This window comes from Shewanella xiamenensis (assembly GCF_024971755.1).
GTDB lineage: Bacteria > Pseudomonadota > Gammaproteobacteria > Enterobacterales > Shewanellaceae > Shewanella > Shewanella xiamenensis.
Genome location: NZ_CP079718.1, coordinates 591046 through 612727, shown reverse-complemented (window position 1 = coordinate 612727; position 21682 = coordinate 591046). Strand labels below are relative to the sequence as shown.

The following is a 21682-nucleotide window of genomic DNA, read 5'->3' as shown; positions in this document are numbered from 1 at the left end:
TTGTCTCTATCAATCTTGAGTACAAAAATACAATCCTAGTTTCATCTCAGGCTTGGTTTCTGTTAGCTTGAAAACTCAGATAAATAACTGCCACATTTTGTTGGTAAAGTGATCCGATAACCAACCGTGACGTATTGAGCCTGACAACCCATGGCAACAACAATGGCACCCGCTTGCCCTATGGAGAAATCGAACATGCCTGTTTTGCAAACACTCAAACTTACGGGTGATAATGAAACGCTAAAACGTCAAGCGCTTAAGCACTACTTCAACCAAACTTGGGCGCGCTATGAGTCACTCTTCGAGTTGATAAAACACGACCATGCCTATTATTTAAAAGCCGAGCCTTTACGCCATCCGCTGATTTTTTACTTTGGCCACACCGCGACCTTCTACATCAATAAGCTCAAACTGGGCAAATATCTTGAGGAGAGGGTCAACGATCATTTTGAGTCGATGTTTGCCATTGGTGTTGACGAGATGTCTTGGGACGATCTCAATGAAACCCACTACCAATGGCCAACGGTCACCGAGGTAAAAGACTATCGAGACAAGGTAAATCGCGTTGTTAACCAATTAATTGATACTATGCCAATCACCTTGCCTATCACTCAGGACAGTCCTGCTTGGGTCATTTTGATGGGGATTGAGCATGAACGTATCCATTTAGAAACCTCATCAGTCATTATCCGTCAGTTGCCTTTAGAGGATGTATCCCCAAGCGCTCACTGGCCTGAGTGCCAAGACTATGGAACGATAGACGCTAACCAGCTGATTGCTGTGGCGGGCAAAAAAATCACTTTAGGTAAAAAAGAGCAAGATGAAACCTACGGCTGGGACAACGAATACGGCAATAAGAGTTTTAAAGTGGCAGACTTTAAAGCTTCAAAGTATTTAGTGAGTAATCAAGAATATTTAAGCTTTGTTGAAGCAGGAGGCTATCAATCGCCCGAGTTTTGGAATGAAGAAGGTCGTGCATGGCTGGCTTACACTCAAGCCCAGATGCCACGTTTTTGGCGCCGTTATGAGGGCCAATGGTGGCAACGAAATCTTACCAGCGAAATTCCACTTCCCCTTAATTGGCCAGTTGAAGTCAATCAACTCGAAGCTAAAGCGTTTTGTTATTGGAAAGCGCGCCAGACTCAAAGCAACATCCGCCTACTGACAGAGGCGGAATGGTATATTTTACGAGAAAATATTCCAACCGATGCCCCCGACTGGCAAGAAGTACCAGGGAATATCTCGCTGGCCTACTACGCTTCCTCTTGTCCGGTAAATCGCTTTAAACATAATGAATTTTACGACATTGTCGGTAATGTCTGGCAATGGACCGAAACTGCTATCGATGGTTTTAATGGCTTTGCAGTGCATCCACTCTACGATGATTTTTCAACGCCAACTTTCGATGGTAAACATAACCTGATTAAAGGGGGCTCTTGGATCTCGACGGGCAATGAAGCCATTGCAGCCTCTCGCTACGCGTTTCGCCGTCACTTCTACCAACATGCCGGATTTCGTTATGTGGAGTCCCTGCAAAACCCAGAGCAAATGGCCGAGGTTAATGTGTACGAAACCGATGAACTGATTTCTCAATATTTAGAATTCCATTATGGCGCTCAATATTTTGGCGTCCCGAATTTCTGCGTTAATGGCGTTCAACAGGCGTTAAACGAAATCCAACTTGAGCATACCGCGAAGGCATTAGACATCGGCTGTTCGGTGGGCCGAGCCAGCTTTGAGTTAGCTAAAGTGTTCGACCATGTTGACGGTATCGATTTTTCGGCCCGTTTTATTCAACAAGCCTACGCGCTGACTGAACAAGGCGAAAAACGCTATACCATCCGCACCGAGGGCGATTTACAAGAGTTTAAGAGTGTCAGCCTTGCTAAACTGGGCTACCAGGAAGAAGCCCAAAAAGTCAACTTCATGCAAGGTGATGCCTGTAATCTTAAGCCCATCTACACAGGTTACGACTTAGTTTATGCCTCAAACCTTATCGACAGGTTGAACGATCCCAAACATTTCCTCACCAGTATTGGCCAACGCATTAACCAAGGTGGCTACCTAGTGATTGCATCACCTTATACTTGGCTTGAAGATTACACACCAAAAGAGAAATGGCTCGGAGGTATTAAAGTGAAAGGAGAAAATTTCACCACTTTAGATGGGTTGACCGAAACCTTGATCGGCCAATTTGAGCTAGTCGCGGTTAAGGAAATCCCCTTTGTTATCCGTGAAACTAAACGCAAGTTCCAACATTCCCTCTCAGAAATGACGATCTGGCGTAAACGATAACCGAGAACATTAAAGAAAAAATCCGCCAGAGAATCACTTCTGGCGGATGCATAACAGACAGCTCTGTGACATTCGCGGCCCCAATGGCAAGGATCTGCTTTTGATATTGCTTACCGATAACCAAGTTGATTTACTAAGCCAATAAACTCTCTGTTCTGGAAGCGGCTAGGCTTATCACAGCACTGTACTCCTCTACTAGGGCGTGTTGACGTTTCAGTAGAATAACGACACATCATTCCTCGTTTCGCGAGCACGTGCTTGCCAGAACGAACAAAATCTAATCTCGAAACGTGAACACGCCCTAATACCAATGGCATAAAACATCTGTTCATTCAGCGCAAGTTCAAAGTGCTTTAGGCAAGTCGAAGCATAATAGAGCTGTATCAGAAGTCTTTAACCTAATATAAAGTACTTCATCCAGCCATCACCTGCACTATGGTTGCTAAGCCAGATTATTTTATTGGGTATGCCAGCACCAACGAGTAATAACATAGAATAACTTATAAAGTTTATGCACTTACACCCAAAACAAATCCTGTGTGCACAACATCCTATTTATTAAACAGCTACAGAGTAAAAATCATATTGACGACAGAATTAAAATAACTTTGAATTGCATACATATTCACAAAACATAAAGTAATTGGAGCACGGGATGGAACGAATTGAGCAAGTAGCAGTAGCCAAAAAAGCCAATATCTATTTTGAGGGTAAGGTCGCTAGCCGCAGTGTATTTTTCAGTGACGGTAGTAAACAAACCCTAGGCGTAGTGCTTCCAGGAGAATACGAGTTTTCCACCTCGCAGGGTGAAATCATGCAAGTTACCAGCGGCAGTTTTGAGGTATTACTGCCAAATAGCTCAACTTGGCAAACCTTTAGCGAAGGCAGTCAATTTGAACTCGCGGCCAATGTCAGCTTTAAAATTCGCAATAGCGACATAGCAGAATATTGCTGCAGCTATCTATAGCGTTCAAGTCGATGGAATGCTTAGTCAACTGAGCATTCCTCTATTTACATAATACGTCTGTATAAAAACCAATCACTAGACGACTGGTCTAATTTGCTATAGACTCCTGCGCCATGAAAACAGAAACCCAATCAACCCGTCAGCATATTCTCGACGTCGGTTACTCGCTGATCGTTAAGCAAGGCTTTTCGTGTCTAGGGTTAGCCCAATTACTCAAGACCGCCCAAGTACCAAAAGGCTCGTTTTACCATTACTTTGAATCCAAAGAGCAATTCGGTGAGGCACTGTTAACCAGTTATTTTGAGCAATACCAAACAGAGCTTGATAGCTTATTTGCCAACCCACAGCTCTCTGGCTTTGATCGCCAAATGCAATACTGGCAAAGATGGTTGCACGTGCAGCAGGACGGTTGTGTCGATCAAAAATGCCTAGTCGTTAAGTTAAGTGCTGAGGTTGCCGATCTCTCTGAGGCTATGCGCCTTGTGCTTTTAAAGGGGTCAACTGGCATCATTGAGCGCTTAACCCAGTGCATTCAAGTGGGGATTGCCGATAAATCCATCTGTGAACAGGATGCTCAGGCAACAGCAGAGTTGTTGTATCACATGTGGCTCGGCGCCAGTTTGATGAATAAACTCGGCCACAGCCGCGTAGCTTTAGAGCGCGCCCTTGCAATGACCGAATCTATTTTAAAGACCAAAACTATGGGTTAATGCCAGCAACACTGGCACACCAATTAATCTGCAACCCGTTAATGAACAATCAAATATCACCTCGTCGGCTTGATTTATCATTTAGTAGCCAAACAAATCTAGACGACTGGTCTACTAAATTTATTTTCCAACCATAGGACACATAGCAGTATGTTTAATTTCACCTACTACAATCCAACTCGCATTCATTTTGGTAAAAATACCATAGCTGAAATCGACACCTTAGTGCCTAGCAATGCCAGAGTGATGGTGCTATTTGGCGGCAGCAGCGCCAAACGAACAGGTACCTTAGCCGAAGTAAAACAAGCGCTTGGAAATCGTTTTGTGGTCGAATTTGAGGGGATCGAACCCAATCCAACCTACGAAACTCTGATGCAAGCGGTCGCGCAAGTACGTGAATTACATATCGACTTCTTACTCGCCGTTGGTGGCGGTTCGGTCATCGATGGCACTAAGTTTGTTGCCGCGGCTGCGGTATTTGAAGGCGAGCCTTGGGATATTCTCACGAGCTGGGGCACCAAGGTGACCAAAGCCATGCCATTTGGCTCGGTATTAACCCTACCGGCCACAGGTTCAGAGATGAACAATGCCAGTGTGGTGACCCGTAAATCTTTGAAAGCAAAGCTGCCATTCCGTAACGATTTAGTGTATCCACAATTCTCCATCCTCGATCCCACCAAAACCTTTACCCTACCGGAAAGACAAGTGGCGAACGGTGTTGTCGATGCGTTTGTGCATATCACCGAGCAATATCTCACTTACCCAGTCAATGCCGCGGTGCAGGACAGATTTGCCGAAGGTTTACTGCAAATTTTGATTGAATTAGGCCCACAAGCACTCACAAAACCTGAAGATTACGATATCCGCGCCAACCTGATGTGGGTCGCAACCATGGCACTCAATGGCACGATTGCCACAGGCGTTCCGCACGATTGGGCAACTCACATGATTGGCCATGAGCTCACCGCACTCTATGATATTGACCATGCGCGTACCTTAGCCATTGTATTGCCAGCACTATTACGCTGCACAAAAACGGCTAAGCGTGAAAAATTACTGCAATTTGCAGACAGAGTATGGCATATCACCACAGGCTCCGAAGACGAACGAATCGAGGCCGCGATTGCGAAAACCCAAGCATTTTTCGAAGCCATGGGCATTGCAACGCACTTATCTGGCTATGATTTAGGTAAAGAAGCTGTCGATGCGGTTGTTGCTCAACTCGAGAAACATGGCATGGTTGCTTTAGGTGAACATGGCAATATCGATCCCGCCATGAGCCGCGATATTTTAACCCTCGCCTTATAGTTCAATCTCACACCTCTGCAATCCCATGCTGCCGTGAGACTTTACACTATCAACGCACCATAATGGTGCGTTGATATTCCCTCAAACGGGGCAAAGGGTACTCACACTTAGGGGCATCAAGTTTTAAAGAAATATTTGTAATGGCGTTGGCGACATCATTCAGTCACACCTTGTCATCTTGTAAACCCGTTTATCGCCGATAAATCCTCATTACTGATGCACAAACACCATGATTTTTGATGAAAAAACGACTACTCTTGGATAATCTTATCTTACTGATAAAAGGATTTTTGCATGCGTTTATTTACTCTCATCAGCTTAGTGCTGCTTAGCTTATTCGCGCAGGCAACAGTATATAAGTGGGTCGATAAGGACGGTAAAGTTCATTATTCCGATGAGCCACATCCAAATGCTGAGATTGTTGAATTAAAAGAAAAAACGCTAAACCAAATTACACTTCCCCCCGTAAACCCTGATACAAATGACTCGCAAGCCATTGAACAAACCAAATACCAAGTCGTCATAACTTCCCCTGAAGAAGAGGAAACCGTCAGGGATAATAATGGCGATTTCCAAGTCACAGCCACAGTAACCCCTGAAATCAAGAGCCAATATTTGATGGCCCTTAAACTCGATGGTAAAGCCATCGGCCAACCCCAAATTGGCGGCACATTTCAGTTGAACAACATCGACAGAGGTGAACATACCATTGTTGTCGATGCGATGACTCAAAACGGCAAAGTCTTTGCATCTAGCTCACCAAGAAAGATATTTCTTCATCAAGCGGCGATGACTCCAGCACCTAAAAAGCAACCAAAATCAAATTAAATTGTTTAATAATAATTAGTTAGGTTGCAAGCAATACATTAAGCCGTTTGACGAAGTCGAGTTGCAGCATGCACCAAATCGGTGCAACATAAGGGTGCAACCCTATTTTCAGGAACGGTAGATGGATAAAGAGACTCTGCTCAATCATTTAGTGACCGCGGTACTGGTCATCGATAAGGATCTTAAGCCTTGTTATGCCAACGCCGCTGCAGAGCAACTGTTAGGTGTCGGTAGCCACAGGCTAGTCGAACAAGCATTACCCGAGCATTATCAAGCGCTCGGTGTCGACGCTCAGCTCCTTAGCGATGCGGTAAAGGCTGGGCAAAGTCTCACCGTTAACACCGCGACGTTAGTCACCTTAGATGCCCAGCATCACACCGTCGATCTGACACTGATCCCGCTCGAGGATGAAGCACAGCTGAGCCTGCTTGAACTTAGGCAAGTCGACCAACAACGACGTATCCACCAGCAACTTAGCCAAGATGCACAGCAGCAGGCGGCACAATTCTTAGTGCGTAACTTAGCTCATGAGATTAAAAACCCCTTAGGCGGCTTGCGTGGCGCAGCGCAATTGCTCTCGCGGGAACTCGACGATCCCGCGCAAAAGGAATTTACTAATCTCATCATCGAACAAGCTGATCGGCTGCGTAGCTTAGTCGACCGACTGCTCGGCCCGCAGCGCCCCACTCAACATAGCCTGCATAACATTCATCAAGTGGTGCAAAAAGTGTACAAGTTGGTGGAAATCGCACTGCCAGCCAATATCCAGTTGAAACGGGATTATGATCCCTCGATCCCCGATATCGAGATGGACCCAGATCAAATGCAGCAAGCGGTGTTGAATATTTTGCAGAATGCGGTGCAAGCCCTCGAGTATACCGGCGGCGAAATCCTGATCCGCACCCGCACGCAACACCAAGTCACTATCGGTTCGCAGCGCCACAAGCTCGTACTGACCCTGTCCATTATCGACAATGGCCCAGGCATTCCACCTGAGCTCATGGACACACTGTTTTATCCCATGGTCACCAGCCGTGAGCAAGGTTCTGGGCTGGGTCTATCGATTGCCCACAACATTGCCAGATTACATTCGGGCAGAATTGATTGCGTCTCCAGCCCAGGACACACAGAATTTATTATCTCTCTACCGATTTTAAGTGCCAAATAATTAAGCAAAACCAACACATACCGTATGAGGAAGCAAAATGCGAATCAGTGAACAAGTGTGGATCCTCGACGATGATAGCTCAATACGTTGGGTGCTCGAAAAAGCGCTCCAAGGCGCTAAACTCAGCACCGCCAGCTTTGCTGCGGCCGAATCACTTTGGCAAGCATTAGAGATTGCCCAACCACGGGTCATCGTCTCGGATATTCGTATGCCGGGCACCGATGGCTTAACTCTGCTTGAAAGACTGCAAATCCACTATCCGCATATTCCCGTTATCATCATGACGGCGCATTCGGACTTAGACAGTGCCGTGAGTGCCTATCAAGCTGGGGCGTTTGAGTATTTGCCAAAACCCTTTGATATTGATGAAGCAATTTCCCTCGTTGAGCGTGCGCTGACCCATGCAACAGAGCAAAGTCCAACGCCAGCGGCGCAGGAAACTCAAGTCAAAACCCCCGAAATTATCGGTGAAGCCCCCGCGATGCAGGAAGTGTTTCGTGCCATTGGTAGGTTGTCGCGCTCTTCAATCAGCGTACTGATCAATGGCCAATCAGGCACAGGTAAAGAGCTAGTCGCAGGCGCACTGCATAAGCACAGTCCGCGTAAAGATAAACCTTTTATCGCCTTGAATATGGCGGCGATTCCCAAGGATTTAATCGAATCAGAACTGTTTGGCCACGAAAAAGGCGCCTTTACTGGTGCGGCTAACGTGCGTCAAGGGCGCTTTGAGCAAGCTAACGGCGGCACCCTGTTTTTAGATGAAATCGGCGATATGCCGCTAGACGTGCAAACCCGTTTGCTACGGGTTCTCGCCGATGGACAGTTTTATCGAGTCGGCGGCCACAGTGCTGTACAAGTGGATGTGCGCATCATTGCTGCCACCCACCAAGATCTTGAGCAATTAGTCCTAAAAGGCGGATTTAGGGAAGACTTATTCCACCGCCTCAATGTGATTCGTATCCATTTGCCACCGCTGTCACAACGCCGTGAGGATATTCCTCAACTCGCAAGCCACTTTTTAGCCTCCGCCGCCAAGGAGATTGGTGTCGAAGCCAAAATCCTCACCAAGGAGACCGCCGCTAAGCTATCGCAATTGCCATGGCCGGGCAACGTTAGACAACTCGAGAACACTTGTCGCTGGCTCACCGTCATGGCCTCAGGACAAGAAATCCTGCCCCAAGACTTGCCGCCCGAGTTACTTAAGGAACCTACCAGTATTAATCCAATGGCGAAAGGCAGCCAAGATTGGCAATCGGCACTCACCGAGTGGATCGACCAAAAACTGTCTGAGGGAAATAGCGATTTATTAACCGAAGTACAGCCTGCCTTTGAGCGCATATTACTCGAAACCGCATTGCGACATACACAAGGGCATAAACAAGAAGCGGCAAAACGTTTAGGCTGGGGCAGAAATACTTTAACGCGAAAACTGAAAGAATTGTCTATGGATTAACCATCCATTTAAAAGCAAAAAAGGGATGGTGATATCCCTTTTTTATTATTTAGATTAAATCTAAATAATTAGAACTGGTAATGCACACCAATCGCCAGTTGTTTAATATCGGTATCGATATCTTTCACATTTAAATAATTGTGGTCAGCGTCTAAATCACCGCTAGTAACATCGTAACTCAAGCGAACATTTAAATGCTCTGTCACAGCAGCGTTAATACCAACACCGTAGGTCCAGCCATAGCCTGTGAAATCTTCATCAAAACCAAAACCGTCAATATTCATAGCCATAGATGCAACACCGACCTTTGCATAAGCTGAGAACATATCATTGATTTGCATAGTAAACTTAGGTGTAAAAGTAAGTACACCCGCAGAAATATCGACATCCTTATCGCCTAAATCGCCAGTTGCAAATAAATTCGCCTCTAAACCAAACCATTCGTTAAAGTTGTAACCACCGTATACACCGAAACCTGTCCCTGTTTCTCCATCATCAAGCACATCAACAGTCACGCGATTTAGTGCACCACCCACATAAAAACCTGTGGTGTCAGCTGCCGCTACAGCTTGGCCTGTCACTAATACTGCTAGTAAAGAACCCGCAACTAAAGATAGTTTTTTCATTACATTTCCCTAATGAGTTAACCTAAGTAGTAAACGCCGCGAATAATATAACAAACACAAAATAAGAGTAATAGTTTGTAAAGGCTAAATACACTTTATACAGAAAGCATTCAGCTTTAAATAAAACGAGCATGTATGAAAAGAGACTTAAGCATTAACTAACGACTCGCAATACATTCATAATCGCGAAATAACACCAACGAATAAGGGAAAGACGTTTTCGCTCATCGAGGCATTCACTAATCATGACTTTTCCCGATAGTGCACAAATTACCCGACTGCGCCACATTAATAATGGCCAAACATGTAGTCGATACTCCCGCTGCGCAATATTGAACTGAGTAATTCTCGGCCAATAATATAAGGATTGACGCAGGATAAGCTCGCTCCAAACGCCCATAGGAAGATTCACTAGATTATGATCAGAGAGGTTTGAGTCAAGTCCCCCGCTCGCGCTGGGGACATGCTCGGCAATCAACTCAAAGCGAGTCGACAATCGATGATAACGGCAGATGAGCCGCGTATTAGCATCAAACAGGTGATACTGCCGCTGCATCCATGGCATAACCACTCCTTTGGTATGTCAATAATCGCTTTAGTGTTTTACCGCGGTTATTGAGTCGTTGGCTCCACTTGTACGGGATCTTGGTGAATAATCACCTCGGCATCTTCAAAGGCGGCCTTTACCCTAAGCCCTGTGGTATCGGCAATACTGTGCGCCTCGTTTAGGCTTAAATGGCCGTCTAACTCCAAATGGAATTGAATAAAAATGGTTTTACCTGCTTGGCGCGTCCGTAAATCATGAAGCCCTAATACTCTTGGATCTTCCTTAGCAATTTGTTTTATCCGCTGACGGGTTTCTTCATCTAACTCACGATCTAACAATGCTTGAATCGAGCGGTAACCTAAATCAAAAGCCTGCCGGCCTATGTAACAGGCAATCAGTACTGCAAATAGACCATCCGCCCACCACCAGCCATATTGAGACAATATAAGTGCTAAAAGCACCGCGGCATTGAGAAATAAATCTGACTTATAGTGCAACGAATCGGCTTCAACCACAGTGCTATTCGTTGCCGCTAGCGCCCGTTTTTGCAGCAAAACTAAGGCGAGTGTTAGCACAATTGCGACTACAGAAACCACTACGCCTAAGGTGGCATTTTCAACGGGTGAAGGATTTAGCAAACGTTCGCCGCCATAAAATAGCAACAGAAATGCCGATCCCATAATAAAAGCCGATTGCGCTAGCGAGGCTAATGGCTCAGCTTTGCCGTGACCATATCTGTGGTCATGATCTGCGGGAACGAGAGCATAGCGAATGGCAATAAAATTGATAATCGAGGCGAGTGCATCGGCGAATGAATCCGTCAAGGATGCCAACATACTGGCAGAACCGGAATACAACCAAGCTAACAGTTTGATTGTGATAAGGGTCAAAGCAGTAGCCACGGAAGCGCGACTAGCTAATTTGACCCAAAAATCGTATTGGGAAGTTTCAGTCATAGGGGTCTATATCGGGAAGCTATGACTCTATTGTATATCAGCTTACAAGCTTAACTGCGAGGTTCTTTAGCAGCTTGTGCTTCAAATCGCGCTTTAAACTTAGCTTGTTGCTCGGGCGTCAGCAGATTGTAAATTTGATTCTGCATCTTCATCCTTTCAATCGCTTGCGTTAGACGTTTTTCCTGCTGAGCACTCAGCAGTGCCTTAGCTTGCGCCTCATCGAAGGTGGCCGAGGTGATCAACCCATGCATTTCAGTTCGGTGCGCTAAACGCTCTTCCTTCGAAGGTCTATCATCACTACGTGCTGCACGTTGCTCGGCAAACAGTTTTTTAATGTCTGCTTTTTGTGCATCAGTTAAGTCTAATCCTTCGAACATTCTATGCATGCCATCATGCTCCATGCGATCGCCACGTTTATGAAACTCACCACGAGAATGATCACAGCCTTGGCTAGGCTCAGCACTCACTGCTGTCGCCAATACTGCGGAACTTGCTAAGATGGCAAATAGACCTGCTTTTAAAGGAGATAATGTTTTCATCATATTAACCTCAATAATTCAACTTCATGTTGTAAAGATAAGAAATAGTGACGACCCTTTTAAAAGCCGAATCACTTTCGACGATAACAGTCTAAAGCCTCATATGTAAGTGAGGGCGTGACCTGAGTAAATCAGTGTAAAGTTGCGATAAGAACTATCCCAAAACAATCTTAAGATGTTGAAACTCGCGTATTAAGAACAGCTTGAGCATACAAATTCCCTATTCTTTACTTTGGCTTACATTGCTACACAGCAATTGACATCAAAAGAGGTATACTCAGGCAAAATACTAAAAGAGCCTGCGGTTTAGCGCACGACTCTTACACTAGTTCACCCAGATTAAGGAACACTATGAGTCGGATATTATTAATCGATGATGACCTTGGTTTATCAGAACTCCTCGGACAATTACTCGAACTCGAAGGGTTTAAGCTCACGCTGGCCTACGATGGCAAGCAAGGCCTAGAACTGGCCCTCGCGGGGGATTACGATCTGATCTTACTCGATGTGATGTTACCTAAATTAAACGGTTTTGAAGTGCTACGCGCCCTGCGGCAACACAAGCAAACACCGGTGCTGATGCTCACCGCCAGAGGTGATGAAATTGACCGTGTGGTGGGGCTTGAAATCGGTGCCGATGACTATTTACCTAAGCCCTTCAATGACAGGGAGCTTATCGCTCGAATTCGTGCCATCATTCGTCGCTCACACTTAACCGCCCAAGAAATTCATGCAACACCCGCGCAAGAGTTTGGTGATTTACGCTTAGATCCCTCACGCCAAGAAGCCTACTGCAATGAGCAACTGATTATTCTGACGGGAACCGAGTTTACCCTCCTACACACGCTAGCGCTGCATGCGGGTGAATTGATGAATAAAGAAGAGCTTAACGAGATAGTGCTCGGCAAAAAACTCATGCCCTTCGACCGCAGCCTGGATATGCATCTCTCGAATCTCCGCAAAAAGCTTCCCGAGCGCAGCGATGGCAGACCCAGGGTGAAAACTATTCGTGGCAAAGGTTATATCTGGTTACCATAACGGCGGGAACAACTGTGCCTAATCGCTTATTTATCAAATTACTGCTCGGATTTTGGCTCTGTAGTTCGTTGATTATTGCCTTAGTCGGGCTGTTGCCTTTGTTGCAACAAAATCACGACCGCGCCCCAATACCGCCCCACCTGCAAAAAGTACTGGCGACCGTAGCGCAGCGCATTCAAGAAAATCCAACTCTGCTTAAGTCCGATTTTCTGCGCCGCTGGGAGAGGCATCGAGATATGGAAGGCAAACCGCTGCGGCTGTATCTCACCAATAGCCAAGGCCAAGTGATTAACACCAATAGAATCAGCCGTGGTGTACGCAGTTTTATGCTGATGGCCGATGAAGAAAAACAGCCAATTAGCCACCAATTTAAAGATGAATTAGTATTTGGCCCACACCAATTTACTCTGGAGGGAGAAACCTATTTTCTCTATGGTCGACTGCCAGATATTCATCCTCGGCCCTGGTTCTTCTTCTTTATCGAAAACAAACTACTCACCCTCAGTTTGGCAATACTGCTGTCGGGATTACTCTGCGCCCTACTCGCTTGGCATTTGGGTAAGCCACTCAGTTCACTCAAGAAAAGTGCAGATGCCCTCGCAGAAGGTGATCTCAGCAATCGGGTGGATAAGGCAACCACCCAACGTAACGATGAAATCGGCCAACTCGCCACTGCGTTTAACAGCATGGCGGACTCGATTGAGGCCATGGTCAAAAATCAACAACGTTTGATGGGTGATATTTCCCACGAACTGCGCACCCCACTGACCCGCCTGCAATTGTCACTGGCACTGGCCCGCAAGAAAGGCCAGCAGACCACTGAAACCGACCGCATTGCCTACGAGGCCGAGCAATTAGAACAACTGATTGCCGAGCTGCTGGAGCTATCGCGGGTCAAACTTAGCACCAATGAGACTAAGGTGCGCCTTGGCTTAGCCGAGTCGCTAAGCCAAGTATTGGACGATGCCGAATTTGAAGCCGATCAACAGGGTAAAAAGATCACTATCGATATCGATGAAGCCATCGAACTCAGCCATTATCCGAAATCCCTGTCCCGAGCGATAGAAAACCTGCTGCGCAACGCGATTCGTTATGCCCAGAGCGATATTCACCTGCGCGCGAACCAAGCCAGCGGCCAAGTACAGATCACCATTACAGACGATGGTCCGGGGATAGATCCTGCTGAACTTGAAGCGATTTTTAAACCCTTCTATCGCCCCGATTCGGCAAGGCAGCGGGAAAGCGGTGGTTGGGGCCTAGGACTCGCCATTACCGAAGCAGCCATTAGCGCCCATAAAGGCAAAATCAGAGCCGAGAATTGTCAGCCCCACGGCCTTGAAGTCAATATCAGTTTACCGACCTAAAAACATAAGCCCCGCTAACACAGTTAGCGGGGCTTATATCATCAACGGCCAACTGCCGTTAATTCTTAATCCCTAGCTGTTTTAATTTGCGATACAAGGCATTACGACTAATCCCCAAACGCTTTGCGCACTGGCTCACATTGCCCTCGCAGGCACGGTAAGCCTGTAACACGTTCAGATTTATGGTTCCGTGGAGCGAGTCTATGGTGACGGAGCTAGGCTCGGACAGTTCGTGCGGATGCGCCGTGGTTTCCGCGTCGACAAATTCAGTTAAAGTTTGCGGCTCAAACGCCAGATCCATTAGCTTTTGAGCAAGGTAATCGGGGAGATGATTGATCTCGAGTACAACCTCACCTTCGGCCATCAAACACGCCACCTGCATCAAATTATCTAACTCTCGCAAATTGCCGGGCCAATCGTAACGCATCAGTTGCGCCAATAACTCAGCACACAAGGTTTGTGGGCCGCTGCGGTGACGGCGGTGCAATTTATGGATGATGCGCTCAATATCCTGCCGCTCACGCAGCGCAGGCAAGCGCACCTGCAATCCATTAAGGCGATAAAACAAATCCTGACGGAACAGCCCCTGCGACACCAGCGACTCTAAATCCATATGGGTCGCGGCGATGATCTGAATATCGACCTTAACACTTTGATTACTGCCGACAGGAACGACCTCACGCTCCTGCAGCACCCGGAGTAACCGGCTTTGCGCCGCCAGCGGCATCTCGCCAATTTCATCGAGGAACAAAAAACCACCGTGGGCTTGGCGGATCTTACCGATAAAACCAGTTCGATTCGCGCCAGTAAAAGCCCCTGCCTGATAGCCAAATAACTCAGACTCAACTAACTCCGCAGGCAAGGCGGCGCAGTTCACCGCCACCAAGGGCTGCGCGCGGCGCGAACTCTGGGCATGGAGTTTTTTGACAAACTGCTCTTTACCCACCCCAGTTTCACCGAGCACCAGCAAAGGGATTTGTTTAGTGATGACCTTATTCGCTTGCTGCCAAGCCCGCTCAAGCAAAGGATCGCGAAACCTTACCCCCAATTGACTCTGCGGCTTATCTTGAATCGTCTTGGCACTTTTGGTCTGCGTAACACCTAACGCCTGAGTCTGTAAGTGCAGGGCCAAATCCCGATTAAAGCCCCCCGCACGCGTCCAGCTATCCCCCAAATGCAGCTCGAGGCTATCACCTAGCTTGGCTTGACTCAGCAATTGTTTTGCCATGGGATTACAGCCCACAATCCGTCCATCACTGTCGGCGATCACTATGCCTTGCCAGCCAGAACTTAATAAACTCGGCTCGGCGGCTAAATCAATCCGATAATGGCTATCGGGCAGATGACACAACAACGCAGTCTCAACCTGCTGCGCCAGACTCGACACTAACATTAAGGTCTGCTGTGAATGCCGCTGTTGCTCACTGGTGATATCGAGCACTCCGAGCATCTCGCCTTGGGGTGAAAAAATAGGGCAAGCAGTGCAACTCATAAAACGATTTTGGCGGATAAAATGCTGCTCACCGACCACTGACACCGCCTGTTTGGCCATGAGCGCCGTACCTATGGCATTGGTGCCTTTATACTGTTCAAGCCAGTTAACCCCAATATCAAGCGCTACATCCGCTAACTTACTGGAATAACGACTCACGCCCCAATGTTTCAGCACATAACCGTCAGCATCGGAGAGCAATAACCGGCTATTGGATTGCGCCATGAGTTGGTTAAATAAGGGTAAAGCATGGGATTGCACCAGCTCGATGAGCTGCTGATATTGCTCATGTTTATGTTTGAGCTCCGAGCGCGTGAGCCTGAGATCCTCACCAGCACGAAACTCTGATAAGCCAGCACCTAAGCTACGCTGCCATGAATCGGTTAACCATGCCTGCGTAGTTGGAAAATGCGGTTTAACTGTCATAGCCATGCTCCCCGAGCGCTGCTCCACTTCGGCACACCCATGGTGTGTCGTTGGATGACAAAATGACCACAGGGCAACTTTCCATCCTTGAATGCCCTATTGTTTTGGATCTGCAAAATTAGCTTTTCATCATACTGTTAGCTCAACAAGTGTACAACTCCTGCCAGTTTGGCACTGTCCTTGCGATATCCGTTTATACGCAGCGCTCAGGTGTTGCGTAAGAGAACACCAACTTAATCAACAACTTTGTCAGTCAATCCGATTGGCAAAGGATAAAAATAACAACAGTGCTCAAACCTATTTCAACAAGACCCATGCTGAGACGCTACACATTTAGCGTTTTCGGCAGCCACAGAAGGAATAACACTATGATTTATGCTCAACCCGGAACTCCTGGTGCCATCGTTAACTTTAAAGAAAAATACGCCAACTTTATCGGTGGCAAATGGGTCGCCCCAGTTAACGGCGAATACTTCGATAATCGCTCCCCCGTCAATGGTCAAAACTTCTGTAAAATTCCCCGCTCCGACTATCGCGATATCGAACTGGCGCTCGATGCGGCCCACGCCGCTAAGGATGCTTGGGGAAAAACCTCGGTCACCGAGCGTGCGAATTTACTGCTGCGTATCGCCGATCGCGTTGAGCAAAATCTCGAATACTTAGCCGTTGCCGAAACCTGGGAAAACGGCAAAGCGGTGCGTGAAACTCTCAACGCCGACTTGCCTCTGTTTGTAGACCATTTCCGTTACTTCGCTGGCAGCATTCGAGCACAGGAAGGCAGCGCCGCCGATATTGATGGCAACACCGTCAGCTATCACTTCCCTGAACCTTTAGGTGTCGTCGGGCAAATCATCCCGTGGAACTTCCCGCTATTAATGGCAGCATGGAAAATCGCCCCCGCGCTCGCCGCAGGTAACTGTGTGGTACTCAAACCCGCCGAGCAAACGCCGGTCTCTATCCTTGTGCTACTCGAACTGATTGAAGATCTGCTGCCGCCCGGCATCCTTAACGTCGTCAACGGTTTTGGCGCTGAAGCGGGCCAAGCCCTCGCCACCAGCAAACGTATCGCTAAACTGGCCTTTACTGGTTCCACCGAAGTCGGTTACCACATCTTAAAATGTGCAGCCGAATCACTGATCCCATCGACCGTAGAACTCGGCGGTAAATCGCCTAACCTCTATTTCGCCGATGTGATGGACCACGAAGACGAGTATTTAGATAAGGCCGTCGAAGGCATGTTGTTAGCCTTCTTCAACCAAGGCGAAGTCTGTACTTGCCCATCAAGAGTGTTAATCCAAGAGTCGATTTACGATCGCTTTATCGAAAAAGTGCTCGCCCGTGCGCAAACCATCAAGCAGGGCAACCCACTGGATACCGCCACCCAAGTGGGCGCACAGGCCTCCCAAGAACAGTTTGATAAAATCTTAAGTTACCTTGCCATTGGTAAAGATGAAGGCGCGCAGGTGCTCTTAGGTGGCTCGCTCTGCCAGCTCGAAGGCGATCAAAGCAAAGGCTATTACATCAGCCCAACGATCATGAAAGGCCATAATAAGATGCGGATTTTCCAAGAGGAAATCTTCGGTCCGGTTATTTCGGTCACCACCTTTAAGGATGAAGCCGAAGCCTTAGCAATTGCCAACGATACCGAATACGGCCTTGGTGCGGGTGTATGGACGCGGGATATGAACCGTGCCCAACGTATGGGCAGAGGCATTCAGGCTGGCCGCGTATGGATTAACTGCTACCACGCCTATCCTGCCCACGCGGCCTTTGGCGGTTATAAAAAGTCTGGCATCGGCCGTGAAACCCACAAAATGATGCTCAATCACTATCAAAACACCAAAAACCTGTTAGTCAGCTACGATATCAATCCGCTCGGTTTCTTCTAACCGAGCTGAAACCTTGCCTTAATAACAAGAAAGGGCGATTAGCCCTTTCTTGTTATTATCGGGTAGAACTATAAAAACATACCACCCGATGCCTCGATACGTTGTGCGTTTATCCACGCCGCGGCGGGTGACAACAAGACACTGATTGCACCGCCAATATCCTCGGGTAATCCCACACGCCCCAACGCCGTTTGCTGCGCTAAAAACTCATTCATCTGAGGGTTATCCCGCACCGCACCACCGCCAAAGTCCGTTTCGATTGCACCGGGAGCCAGCACATTAACGCGAATGCCCCGTGGACCAAGCTCCTTCGCCCAGTATTTGGTCATGGTTTCGACAGCGCCTTTCATGGTGGCGTAGGCGCCAAACCCTGGGATAGCAAAGCGCGTTAACCCTGTAGAGACATTGATAATACTTCCGTTATCAGCAAGCAGAGGCAGCAGTGCCTGAGTTAAAAAGAAAGGCCCTTTGACATGAATATTCATCAAAGTATCGAACTGCTCCACACTGGTTTCAGCCATGGGAACATGGATACCAATCCCAGCATTATTAACTAGATAGTTAAAACTATCCCGCTGCCAAGTCTGTTCGAGTGCGGTTTTAACGCGTTGAGAAAAATCACTAAAGGACTGGCTATTACCCACATCTAACGGTAACGCGACAGCCTTGCGTCCGTGCCATTCAATTTCCGCTACCACCTCGGCGGCCGCAGCGGCATTACTTTGGTAAGTTAGAATAATATCAACACCTTGTGCGGCTATGGTCAGGGCCGCATTTTTACCTAAGCCACGGCTTGCACCAGTGATCAGCGCGATGGGAGTTGTGTTCATTGTGTATCCTCTTCATTCATCTATGTTAATGCCGCCGCACACAGCTTATTACTTGCACAAAGAGGGATAAACACACTATAAATGGCAAGACTGTTAGCTATTAGAGAACAATTGCGATGCAAGATAGACTACAAGCCATGCAAATTTTTATGCGGGTGGCTGAATTAGAGAGTTTTACTCAAGCCAGTATCAGCCTAGGTCTGTCGAAAACCCATGTGTCGAATGTGGTAGCTCAGTTCGAAACCGCGTTAGGTACACGTTTACTACAACGTACCACTCGTACTGTGCGCCTCACTCAAGATGGCATAAGTTGTTATGAGCGCTGTAAAAACTTGCTCACCGACTATCAAGAACTAGAAAGCCTTTTCCAGTTGCAGGCGACGCAAGTTTCGGGTCGCTTAAGAGTCGATATGTCCACGGGGATTGCACGTAACTTAGTGCTTCCTCATCTTCCTGACTTTATTGAGCAATATCCCCAAATTGAGTTGGAGCTAAGCAGTACCGACCGCAAGGTCGATATCGTCGCCGAAGGTTTTGACTGCGTGATCCGCGTAGGCAGCGTGCAGCAAGAAGGTGTTATCGCTAAAAAGATTGGCCACTTTAAGATGCTTAACTGCGCAAGCCCAAGCTATATCGCAAAATACGGCAAACCATCGAATATAGAAGAGCTTAGCCAAGGGCATAAGCTCATCCATTACGTTGGTCAGTTAGGCGGTAGCGATTCAGGATTTGAGTATCTAAGCCCAGATAATCACGAACTATGCGCCCTGGCCTTACCTAAGCTAATCACAGTCAATAATGCCGATGCCTACAGCGCGGCCTGTCTGGCGGGTTTAGGGATTATTCAAGCGCCGAATATTGGGGTGGCAAAATATCTCCAAACTGGCGAACTGATAGAGATCTTGCCAGATTACCCTGCACCCTCAATGCCAGTGAGCTTGCTCTATCCCCATAGACGCCATCTTTCTAAACGCCTTCAGGTATTTATGGCTTGGTTAACCGAGTTGCTGACGCCTTTTTTAGTATCGCGTTAACGGTCAGTCTCGATATTCGCTAACCGCTGCGACAGTTCTGCCATCGAGCTTGCCGTGCGGGGATCACTCTCGGGCTCGGTTACTGGATTAAATTCGAGACGCGGACCGCCGAACCGACCGAAACGGCTCGGCAGAATATGCAAATCCCAAACTAACTGATCGTAGTAATGCAGCCGCAGGCCATTATCCGCAACTGGCCAATGGGCATAGAGTAAAAACGAATGATAGCTCTGCGAGAGGGAGCGACTCGCCACTAATTTAAAGGACGCATCGAGCAGGCTGCACTCGGTCGATTCTTCAAAGGGGCAATCGTAGGAGGTCAGCAGTAGATAGCCTTGGGTGCCATTGGGTAAAGTGCAGCGGTACTGGGCCTCAAGCTGCCTTCCCGCAATATTGACCCCAGTAGCTTGCTGATTGAAATACAAAGGCTGAGTGATCGCCTCGGTATCGGACACTCGCAGTGTGAAGGCTGTTATCGGCTGCATGCTGTATTATTCCTGTGCCTTGAAATAGCTAATTTCGCTTCCAATACAAGCCTATCAATATCAGGTATCCCACAAAATACGCCAGCAAATCAAGTGGATCGAAATGGCTACCAATCACAATTCGCGCCAAGCGGTTACCGCCCAGCCCCAGCTTGTCCACTAAGCCCCAATACTGACCAAATTCGATAGCGAAGGCAAACAACAGCACAGCCAATGCCAACCATGGCGTGTGCCAAAAGCGATTGATTGATTCCCCTTTTGCATTCACCACGGGCACTAGCGTGCGCGCCATGCAAAACAATAGGATCACGACTAACACGTCACCAACAAAACCGCGAATAAATCCCGAAGGCGCAAAACGGGCGATCAACACTTCGATAATAAACAACAGCACCGCATAAATTAAAAAAGATTTTCGTTCGGGCTGACGGCTAAAAAGATGGACTGGCATAAACAGGTTGCTCCCTTACCTCTCGAAGATGAAGCGGCAAAATCTAGCTTAATACCAATACCTTAACAAGCTTAGTTCGATGGATTTCTCACTTATTTCCCCAGTTCACTCAACAGAACAGCGGGCAAGTTCACTCCGCAAAATTTAAGCGTCGTTTAAGTTTGGCTTTAGTAGCCTGCAAGCACACCACCTTAGGAGCAACAGATCATGTCCTCAAATATGCAGCAAAAAATCAACGTCTGGGATCCCTTGATCCGTATCTTTCACTGGTCATTGGTGGGCTTTTTTACCTTAGCCTACCTCACCGAAGGCGAAGACGAATGGATGAACATCCACAGTTACGCCGGCTACAGCATCTTAACCCTGCTGGTATTTCGCCTGTTGTGGGGCGTGATTGGCACTCACCATGCGCGTTTTATCAACTTTGTCACCCGTCCGAACATCGCTTGGACTTACCTGAAGGAACTCTTCACGGGCAAGGCTAAGGATTACATCGGCCACAATCCCGCAGGCGCACTGATGATAGTCGCCCTAATCCTCAGCATAGGGTTCACTAGCTTCTCCGGCATGGCACTTTATGCCACCGATGGCCAAGGTCCACTGGCCACAAGCTTTTTCGCTACTTGGCCCGAGGGCACACTGAAGGAAGTACATGAGTTTTTCGCCAACTTCAGCCTGTTTCTAATAGCTACCCATATCGGCGGCGTGATTGTCAGCAGCCTGCTGCATAAGGAAAACCTCGTCAGAGCCATGCTGACAGGTAAAAAGCAGCGCCCGCTGATCCAACAAGATGAACATCAATAACCGCCGCAACTCGACCGTTCAAAGGAGTCAGAAATGAACTACGTGAATAAACACAGCATCGGACTAGCAATCACTGCGCTACTACTCAGCAGTGTTAATGCCAGTGCCGCCAATACTAAGGTCGCCAGCTTGCCACTCAGTGCCGAGCGAATTGGCTTACAACTGCAACAATATCAAGCACAAGGTGCAGGCCCCTTTAGCGCCGATGCAGGACAAGCGCTGTGGCTACAGCAGAGTGAGGATCGCAGCTGTGCCAGCTGTCACACCGCCAAAGTGACAGACCCAGGTATGCATCAAAATACCCGAAAACCTATTGAGGCCATGGCGCCGTCGCTCACCAGTAACCGTTTAACCGATGCGGCCAAGATTGAGAAATGGTTTAACCGCAACTGTAACTGGACCTTTAAACGCGAGTGCACGCCTCAAGAAAAAGGCGACGTACTGCTGTGGCTAAGTTTGCAATAAAGGCGTT

General features: G+C 47.6%; 21 protein-coding genes. 13 read left to right on the top strand and 8 right to left on the bottom strand.

Annotation, left to right across the window (positions count from 1 at the left end):
• Positions 1-195: 195 nt before the first annotated feature.
• The 7 genes from ovoA (at position 196) to glnG (ending at position 8729) form a co-directional block, all read left to right on the top strand.
• Positions 196-2295, top strand: coding sequence for a 5-histidylcysteine sulfoxide synthase (gene ovoA, locus KXJ80_RS03790; protein WP_218737859.1), 2100 nt, complete (start codon positions 196-198; stop codon positions 2293-2295).
• A gap of 655 nt (positions 2296-2950) precedes the next feature.
• Positions 2951-3262 (top strand): pyrimidine/purine nucleoside phosphorylase, encoded by a 312-nt coding sequence (gene ppnP, locus KXJ80_RS03785; RefSeq protein WP_169548286.1) that lies wholly within the window; start codon positions 2951-2953, stop codon positions 3260-3262.
• 113 nt (positions 3263-3375) lie between these two features.
• Entirely contained in the window at positions 3376-3972 is a 597-nt protein-coding gene (locus tag KXJ80_RS03780) for a TetR/AcrR family transcriptional regulator (RefSeq protein WP_218737858.1), read from the top strand.
• A 150-nt stretch (positions 3973-4122) separates the two neighbouring features.
• Complete coding sequence (locus KXJ80_RS03775) at positions 4123-5280, top strand: iron-containing alcohol dehydrogenase (RefSeq protein WP_037425092.1); 1158 nt, start codon at positions 4123-4125, stop codon at positions 5278-5280.
• 294 nt (positions 5281-5574) lie between these two features.
• Positions 5575-6108 carry a DUF4124 domain-containing protein gene (locus tag KXJ80_RS03770; protein ID WP_099457294.1) on the top strand — a complete coding sequence of 178 codons (534 nt, stop codon included), beginning with the start codon at positions 5575-5577 and terminating at the stop codon, positions 6106-6108.
• 121 nt (positions 6109-6229) lie between these two features.
• The gene (glnL, locus tag KXJ80_RS03765; protein WP_140907480.1) at positions 6230-7276 is read left to right on the top strand and encodes a nitrogen regulation protein NR(II); all 1047 of its coding nucleotides are present in this window, start codon (positions 6230-6232) and stop codon (positions 7274-7276) included.
• Positions 7277-7313: 37 nt separating this feature from the next.
• A complete protein-coding gene (gene glnG / locus KXJ80_RS03760; protein ID WP_037423096.1) occupies positions 7314-8729 on the top strand; it encodes a nitrogen regulation protein NR(I) in 1416 nt (471 codons plus the stop codon).
• Between the two features lie 68 nt (positions 8730-8797).
• Here the strand turns inward: glnG and KXJ80_RS03755 are convergent, their stop codons facing one another.
• From KXJ80_RS03755 to KXJ80_RS03740, 4 genes are all read right to left on the bottom strand, one after another.
• Entirely contained in the window at positions 8798-9355 is a 558-nt protein-coding gene (locus KXJ80_RS03755; protein WP_218737857.1) for a porin family protein, read from the bottom strand.
• 154 nt (positions 9356-9509) lie between these two features.
• Positions 9510-9920, bottom strand: coding sequence for a hypothetical protein (locus KXJ80_RS03750; protein WP_218737856.1), 411 nt, complete (start codon positions 9918-9920; stop codon positions 9510-9512).
• Positions 9921-9967: 47 nt separating this feature from the next.
• Positions 9968-10858 carry a cation efflux pump FieF gene (gene fieF, locus KXJ80_RS03745; RefSeq protein WP_037423092.1) on the bottom strand — a complete coding sequence of 297 codons (891 nt, stop codon included), beginning with the start codon at positions 10856-10858 and terminating at the stop codon, positions 9968-9970.
• A 50-nt stretch (positions 10859-10908) separates the two neighbouring features.
• Positions 10909-11397 (bottom strand): Spy/CpxP family protein refolding chaperone, encoded by a 489-nt coding sequence (locus KXJ80_RS03740; RefSeq protein WP_050991289.1) that lies wholly within the window; start codon positions 11395-11397, stop codon positions 10909-10911.
• Positions 11398-11748: 351 nt separating this feature from the next.
• Here KXJ80_RS03740 and KXJ80_RS03735 point away from each other — a divergent pair, with 351 nt between their 5' ends.
• Both KXJ80_RS03735 and KXJ80_RS03730 read left to right on the top strand, forming a co-directional pair.
• Complete coding sequence (locus tag KXJ80_RS03735) at positions 11749-12435, top strand: response regulator (protein WP_011621060.1); 687 nt, start codon at positions 11749-11751, stop codon at positions 12433-12435.
• Between the two features lie 14 nt (positions 12436-12449).
• A complete protein-coding gene (locus KXJ80_RS03730) occupies positions 12450-13799 on the top strand; it encodes an ATP-binding protein (RefSeq protein ID WP_218737855.1) in 1350 nt (449 codons plus the stop codon).
• A 58-nt stretch (positions 13800-13857) separates the two neighbouring features.
• Here the strand turns inward: KXJ80_RS03730 and KXJ80_RS03725 are convergent, their stop codons facing one another.
• On the bottom strand, positions 13858-15717 hold the full coding sequence (locus KXJ80_RS03725; RefSeq protein WP_218737854.1) for a sigma-54-dependent Fis family transcriptional regulator: 1860 nt from the start codon (positions 15715-15717) through the stop codon (positions 13858-13860).
• 368 nt (positions 15718-16085) lie between these two features.
• Here KXJ80_RS03725 and exaC point away from each other — a divergent pair, with 368 nt between their 5' ends.
• Positions 16086-17606 carry an acetaldehyde dehydrogenase ExaC gene (exaC, locus tag KXJ80_RS03720; RefSeq protein WP_259474528.1) on the top strand — a complete coding sequence of 507 codons (1521 nt, stop codon included), beginning with the start codon at positions 16086-16088 and terminating at the stop codon, positions 17604-17606.
• Positions 17607-17674: 68 nt separating this feature from the next.
• On the opposite strand, the gene KXJ80_RS03715 is transcribed toward exaC, so the two are convergent.
• Positions 17675-18436, bottom strand: a complete 762-nt coding sequence (locus KXJ80_RS03715; RefSeq protein ID WP_099457291.1) for an SDR family NAD(P)-dependent oxidoreductase — start codon at positions 18434-18436, stop codon at positions 17675-17677.
• Positions 18437-18552: 116 nt separating this feature from the next.
• On the opposite strand from KXJ80_RS03715, the gene KXJ80_RS03710 reads away from it, so the two are divergent.
• A complete protein-coding gene (locus tag KXJ80_RS03710) occupies positions 18553-19470 on the top strand; it encodes a LysR family transcriptional regulator (protein ID WP_218737853.1) in 918 nt (305 codons plus the stop codon).
• Here KXJ80_RS03710 and KXJ80_RS03705 read toward each other — a convergent pair.
• Positions 19467-19955 (bottom strand): hypothetical protein, encoded by a 489-nt coding sequence (locus tag KXJ80_RS03705; protein ID WP_218737852.1) that lies wholly within the window; start codon positions 19953-19955, stop codon positions 19467-19469. The genes KXJ80_RS03710 and KXJ80_RS03705 overlap by 4 nt on opposite strands.
• Before the next feature lie 28 nt (positions 19956-19983).
• A complete protein-coding gene (locus KXJ80_RS03700; RefSeq protein ID WP_218737851.1) occupies positions 19984-20406 on the bottom strand; it encodes a ribosomal maturation YjgA family protein in 423 nt (140 codons plus the stop codon).
• A 207-nt stretch (positions 20407-20613) separates the two neighbouring features.
• Between KXJ80_RS03700 and KXJ80_RS03695 the strand changes: the two genes are divergently transcribed.
• Both KXJ80_RS03695 and KXJ80_RS03690 read left to right on the top strand, forming a co-directional pair.
• Positions 20614-21210 carry a cytochrome b/b6 domain-containing protein gene (locus tag KXJ80_RS03695; protein WP_218737850.1) on the top strand — a complete coding sequence of 199 codons (597 nt, stop codon included), beginning with the start codon at positions 20614-20616 and terminating at the stop codon, positions 21208-21210.
• 33 nt (positions 21211-21243) lie between these two features.
• Entirely contained in the window at positions 21244-21675 is a 432-nt protein-coding gene (locus KXJ80_RS03690; protein ID WP_037423065.1) for a DUF1924 domain-containing protein, read from the top strand.
• Positions 21676-21682 lie beyond the last annotated feature (7 nt).

Bases quoted from the DNA above. Each gene is read 5' to 3' on its own strand.
- ovoA (WP_218737859.1), top strand. From the start codon at position 196: ATGCCTGTTTTGCAAACACTCAAACTTACGGGTGATAATGAAACGCTA.
- ppnP (WP_169548286.1), top strand. From the start codon at position 2,951: ATGGAACGAATTGAGCAAGTAGCAGTAGCCAAAAAAGCCAATATCTAT.
- KXJ80_RS03780 (WP_218737858.1), top strand. From the start codon at position 3,376: ATGAAAACAGAAACCCAATCAACCCGTCAGCATATTCTCGACGTCGGT.
- KXJ80_RS03775 (WP_037425092.1), top strand. From the start codon at position 4,123: ATGTTTAATTTCACCTACTACAATCCAACTCGCATTCATTTTGGTAAA.
- KXJ80_RS03770 (WP_099457294.1), top strand. From the start codon at position 5,575: ATGCGTTTATTTACTCTCATCAGCTTAGTGCTGCTTAGCTTATTCGCG.
- glnL (WP_140907480.1), top strand. From the start codon at position 6,230: ATGGATAAAGAGACTCTGCTCAATCATTTAGTGACCGCGGTACTGGTC.
- glnG (WP_037423096.1), top strand. From the start codon at position 7,314: ATGCGAATCAGTGAACAAGTGTGGATCCTCGACGATGATAGCTCAATA.
- KXJ80_RS03755 (WP_218737857.1), bottom strand. From the start codon at position 9,355: ATGAAAAAACTATCTTTAGTTGCGGGTTCTTTACTAGCAGTATTAGTG.
- KXJ80_RS03750 (WP_218737856.1), bottom strand. From the start codon at position 9,920: ATGCCATGGATGCAGCGGCAGTATCACCTGTTTGATGCTAATACGCGG.
- fieF (WP_037423092.1), bottom strand. From the start codon at position 10,858: ATGACTGAAACTTCCCAATACGATTTTTGGGTCAAATTAGCTAGTCGC.
- KXJ80_RS03740 (WP_050991289.1), bottom strand. From the start codon at position 11,397: ATGAAAACATTATCTCCTTTAAAAGCAGGTCTATTTGCCATCTTAGCA.
- KXJ80_RS03735 (WP_011621060.1), top strand. From the start codon at position 11,749: ATGAGTCGGATATTATTAATCGATGATGACCTTGGTTTATCAGAACTC.
- KXJ80_RS03725 (WP_218737854.1), bottom strand. From the start codon at position 15,717: ATGACAGTTAAACCGCATTTTCCAACTACGCAGGCATGGTTAACCGAT.
- exaC (WP_259474528.1), top strand. From the start codon at position 16,086: ATGATTTATGCTCAACCCGGAACTCCTGGTGCCATCGTTAACTTTAAA.
- KXJ80_RS03715 (WP_099457291.1), bottom strand. From the start codon at position 18,436: ATGAACACAACTCCCATCGCGCTGATCACTGGTGCAAGCCGTGGCTTA.
- KXJ80_RS03710 (WP_218737853.1), top strand. From the start codon at position 18,553: ATGCAAGATAGACTACAAGCCATGCAAATTTTTATGCGGGTGGCTGAA.
- KXJ80_RS03705 (WP_218737852.1), bottom strand. From the start codon at position 19,955: ATGCAGCCGATAACAGCCTTCACACTGCGAGTGTCCGATACCGAGGCG.
- KXJ80_RS03700 (WP_218737851.1), bottom strand. From the start codon at position 20,406: ATGCCAGTCCATCTTTTTAGCCGTCAGCCCGAACGAAAATCTTTTTTA.
- KXJ80_RS03695 (WP_218737850.1), top strand. From the start codon at position 20,614: ATGTCCTCAAATATGCAGCAAAAAATCAACGTCTGGGATCCCTTGATC.
- KXJ80_RS03690 (WP_037423065.1), top strand. From the start codon at position 21,244: ATGAACTACGTGAATAAACACAGCATCGGACTAGCAATCACTGCGCTA.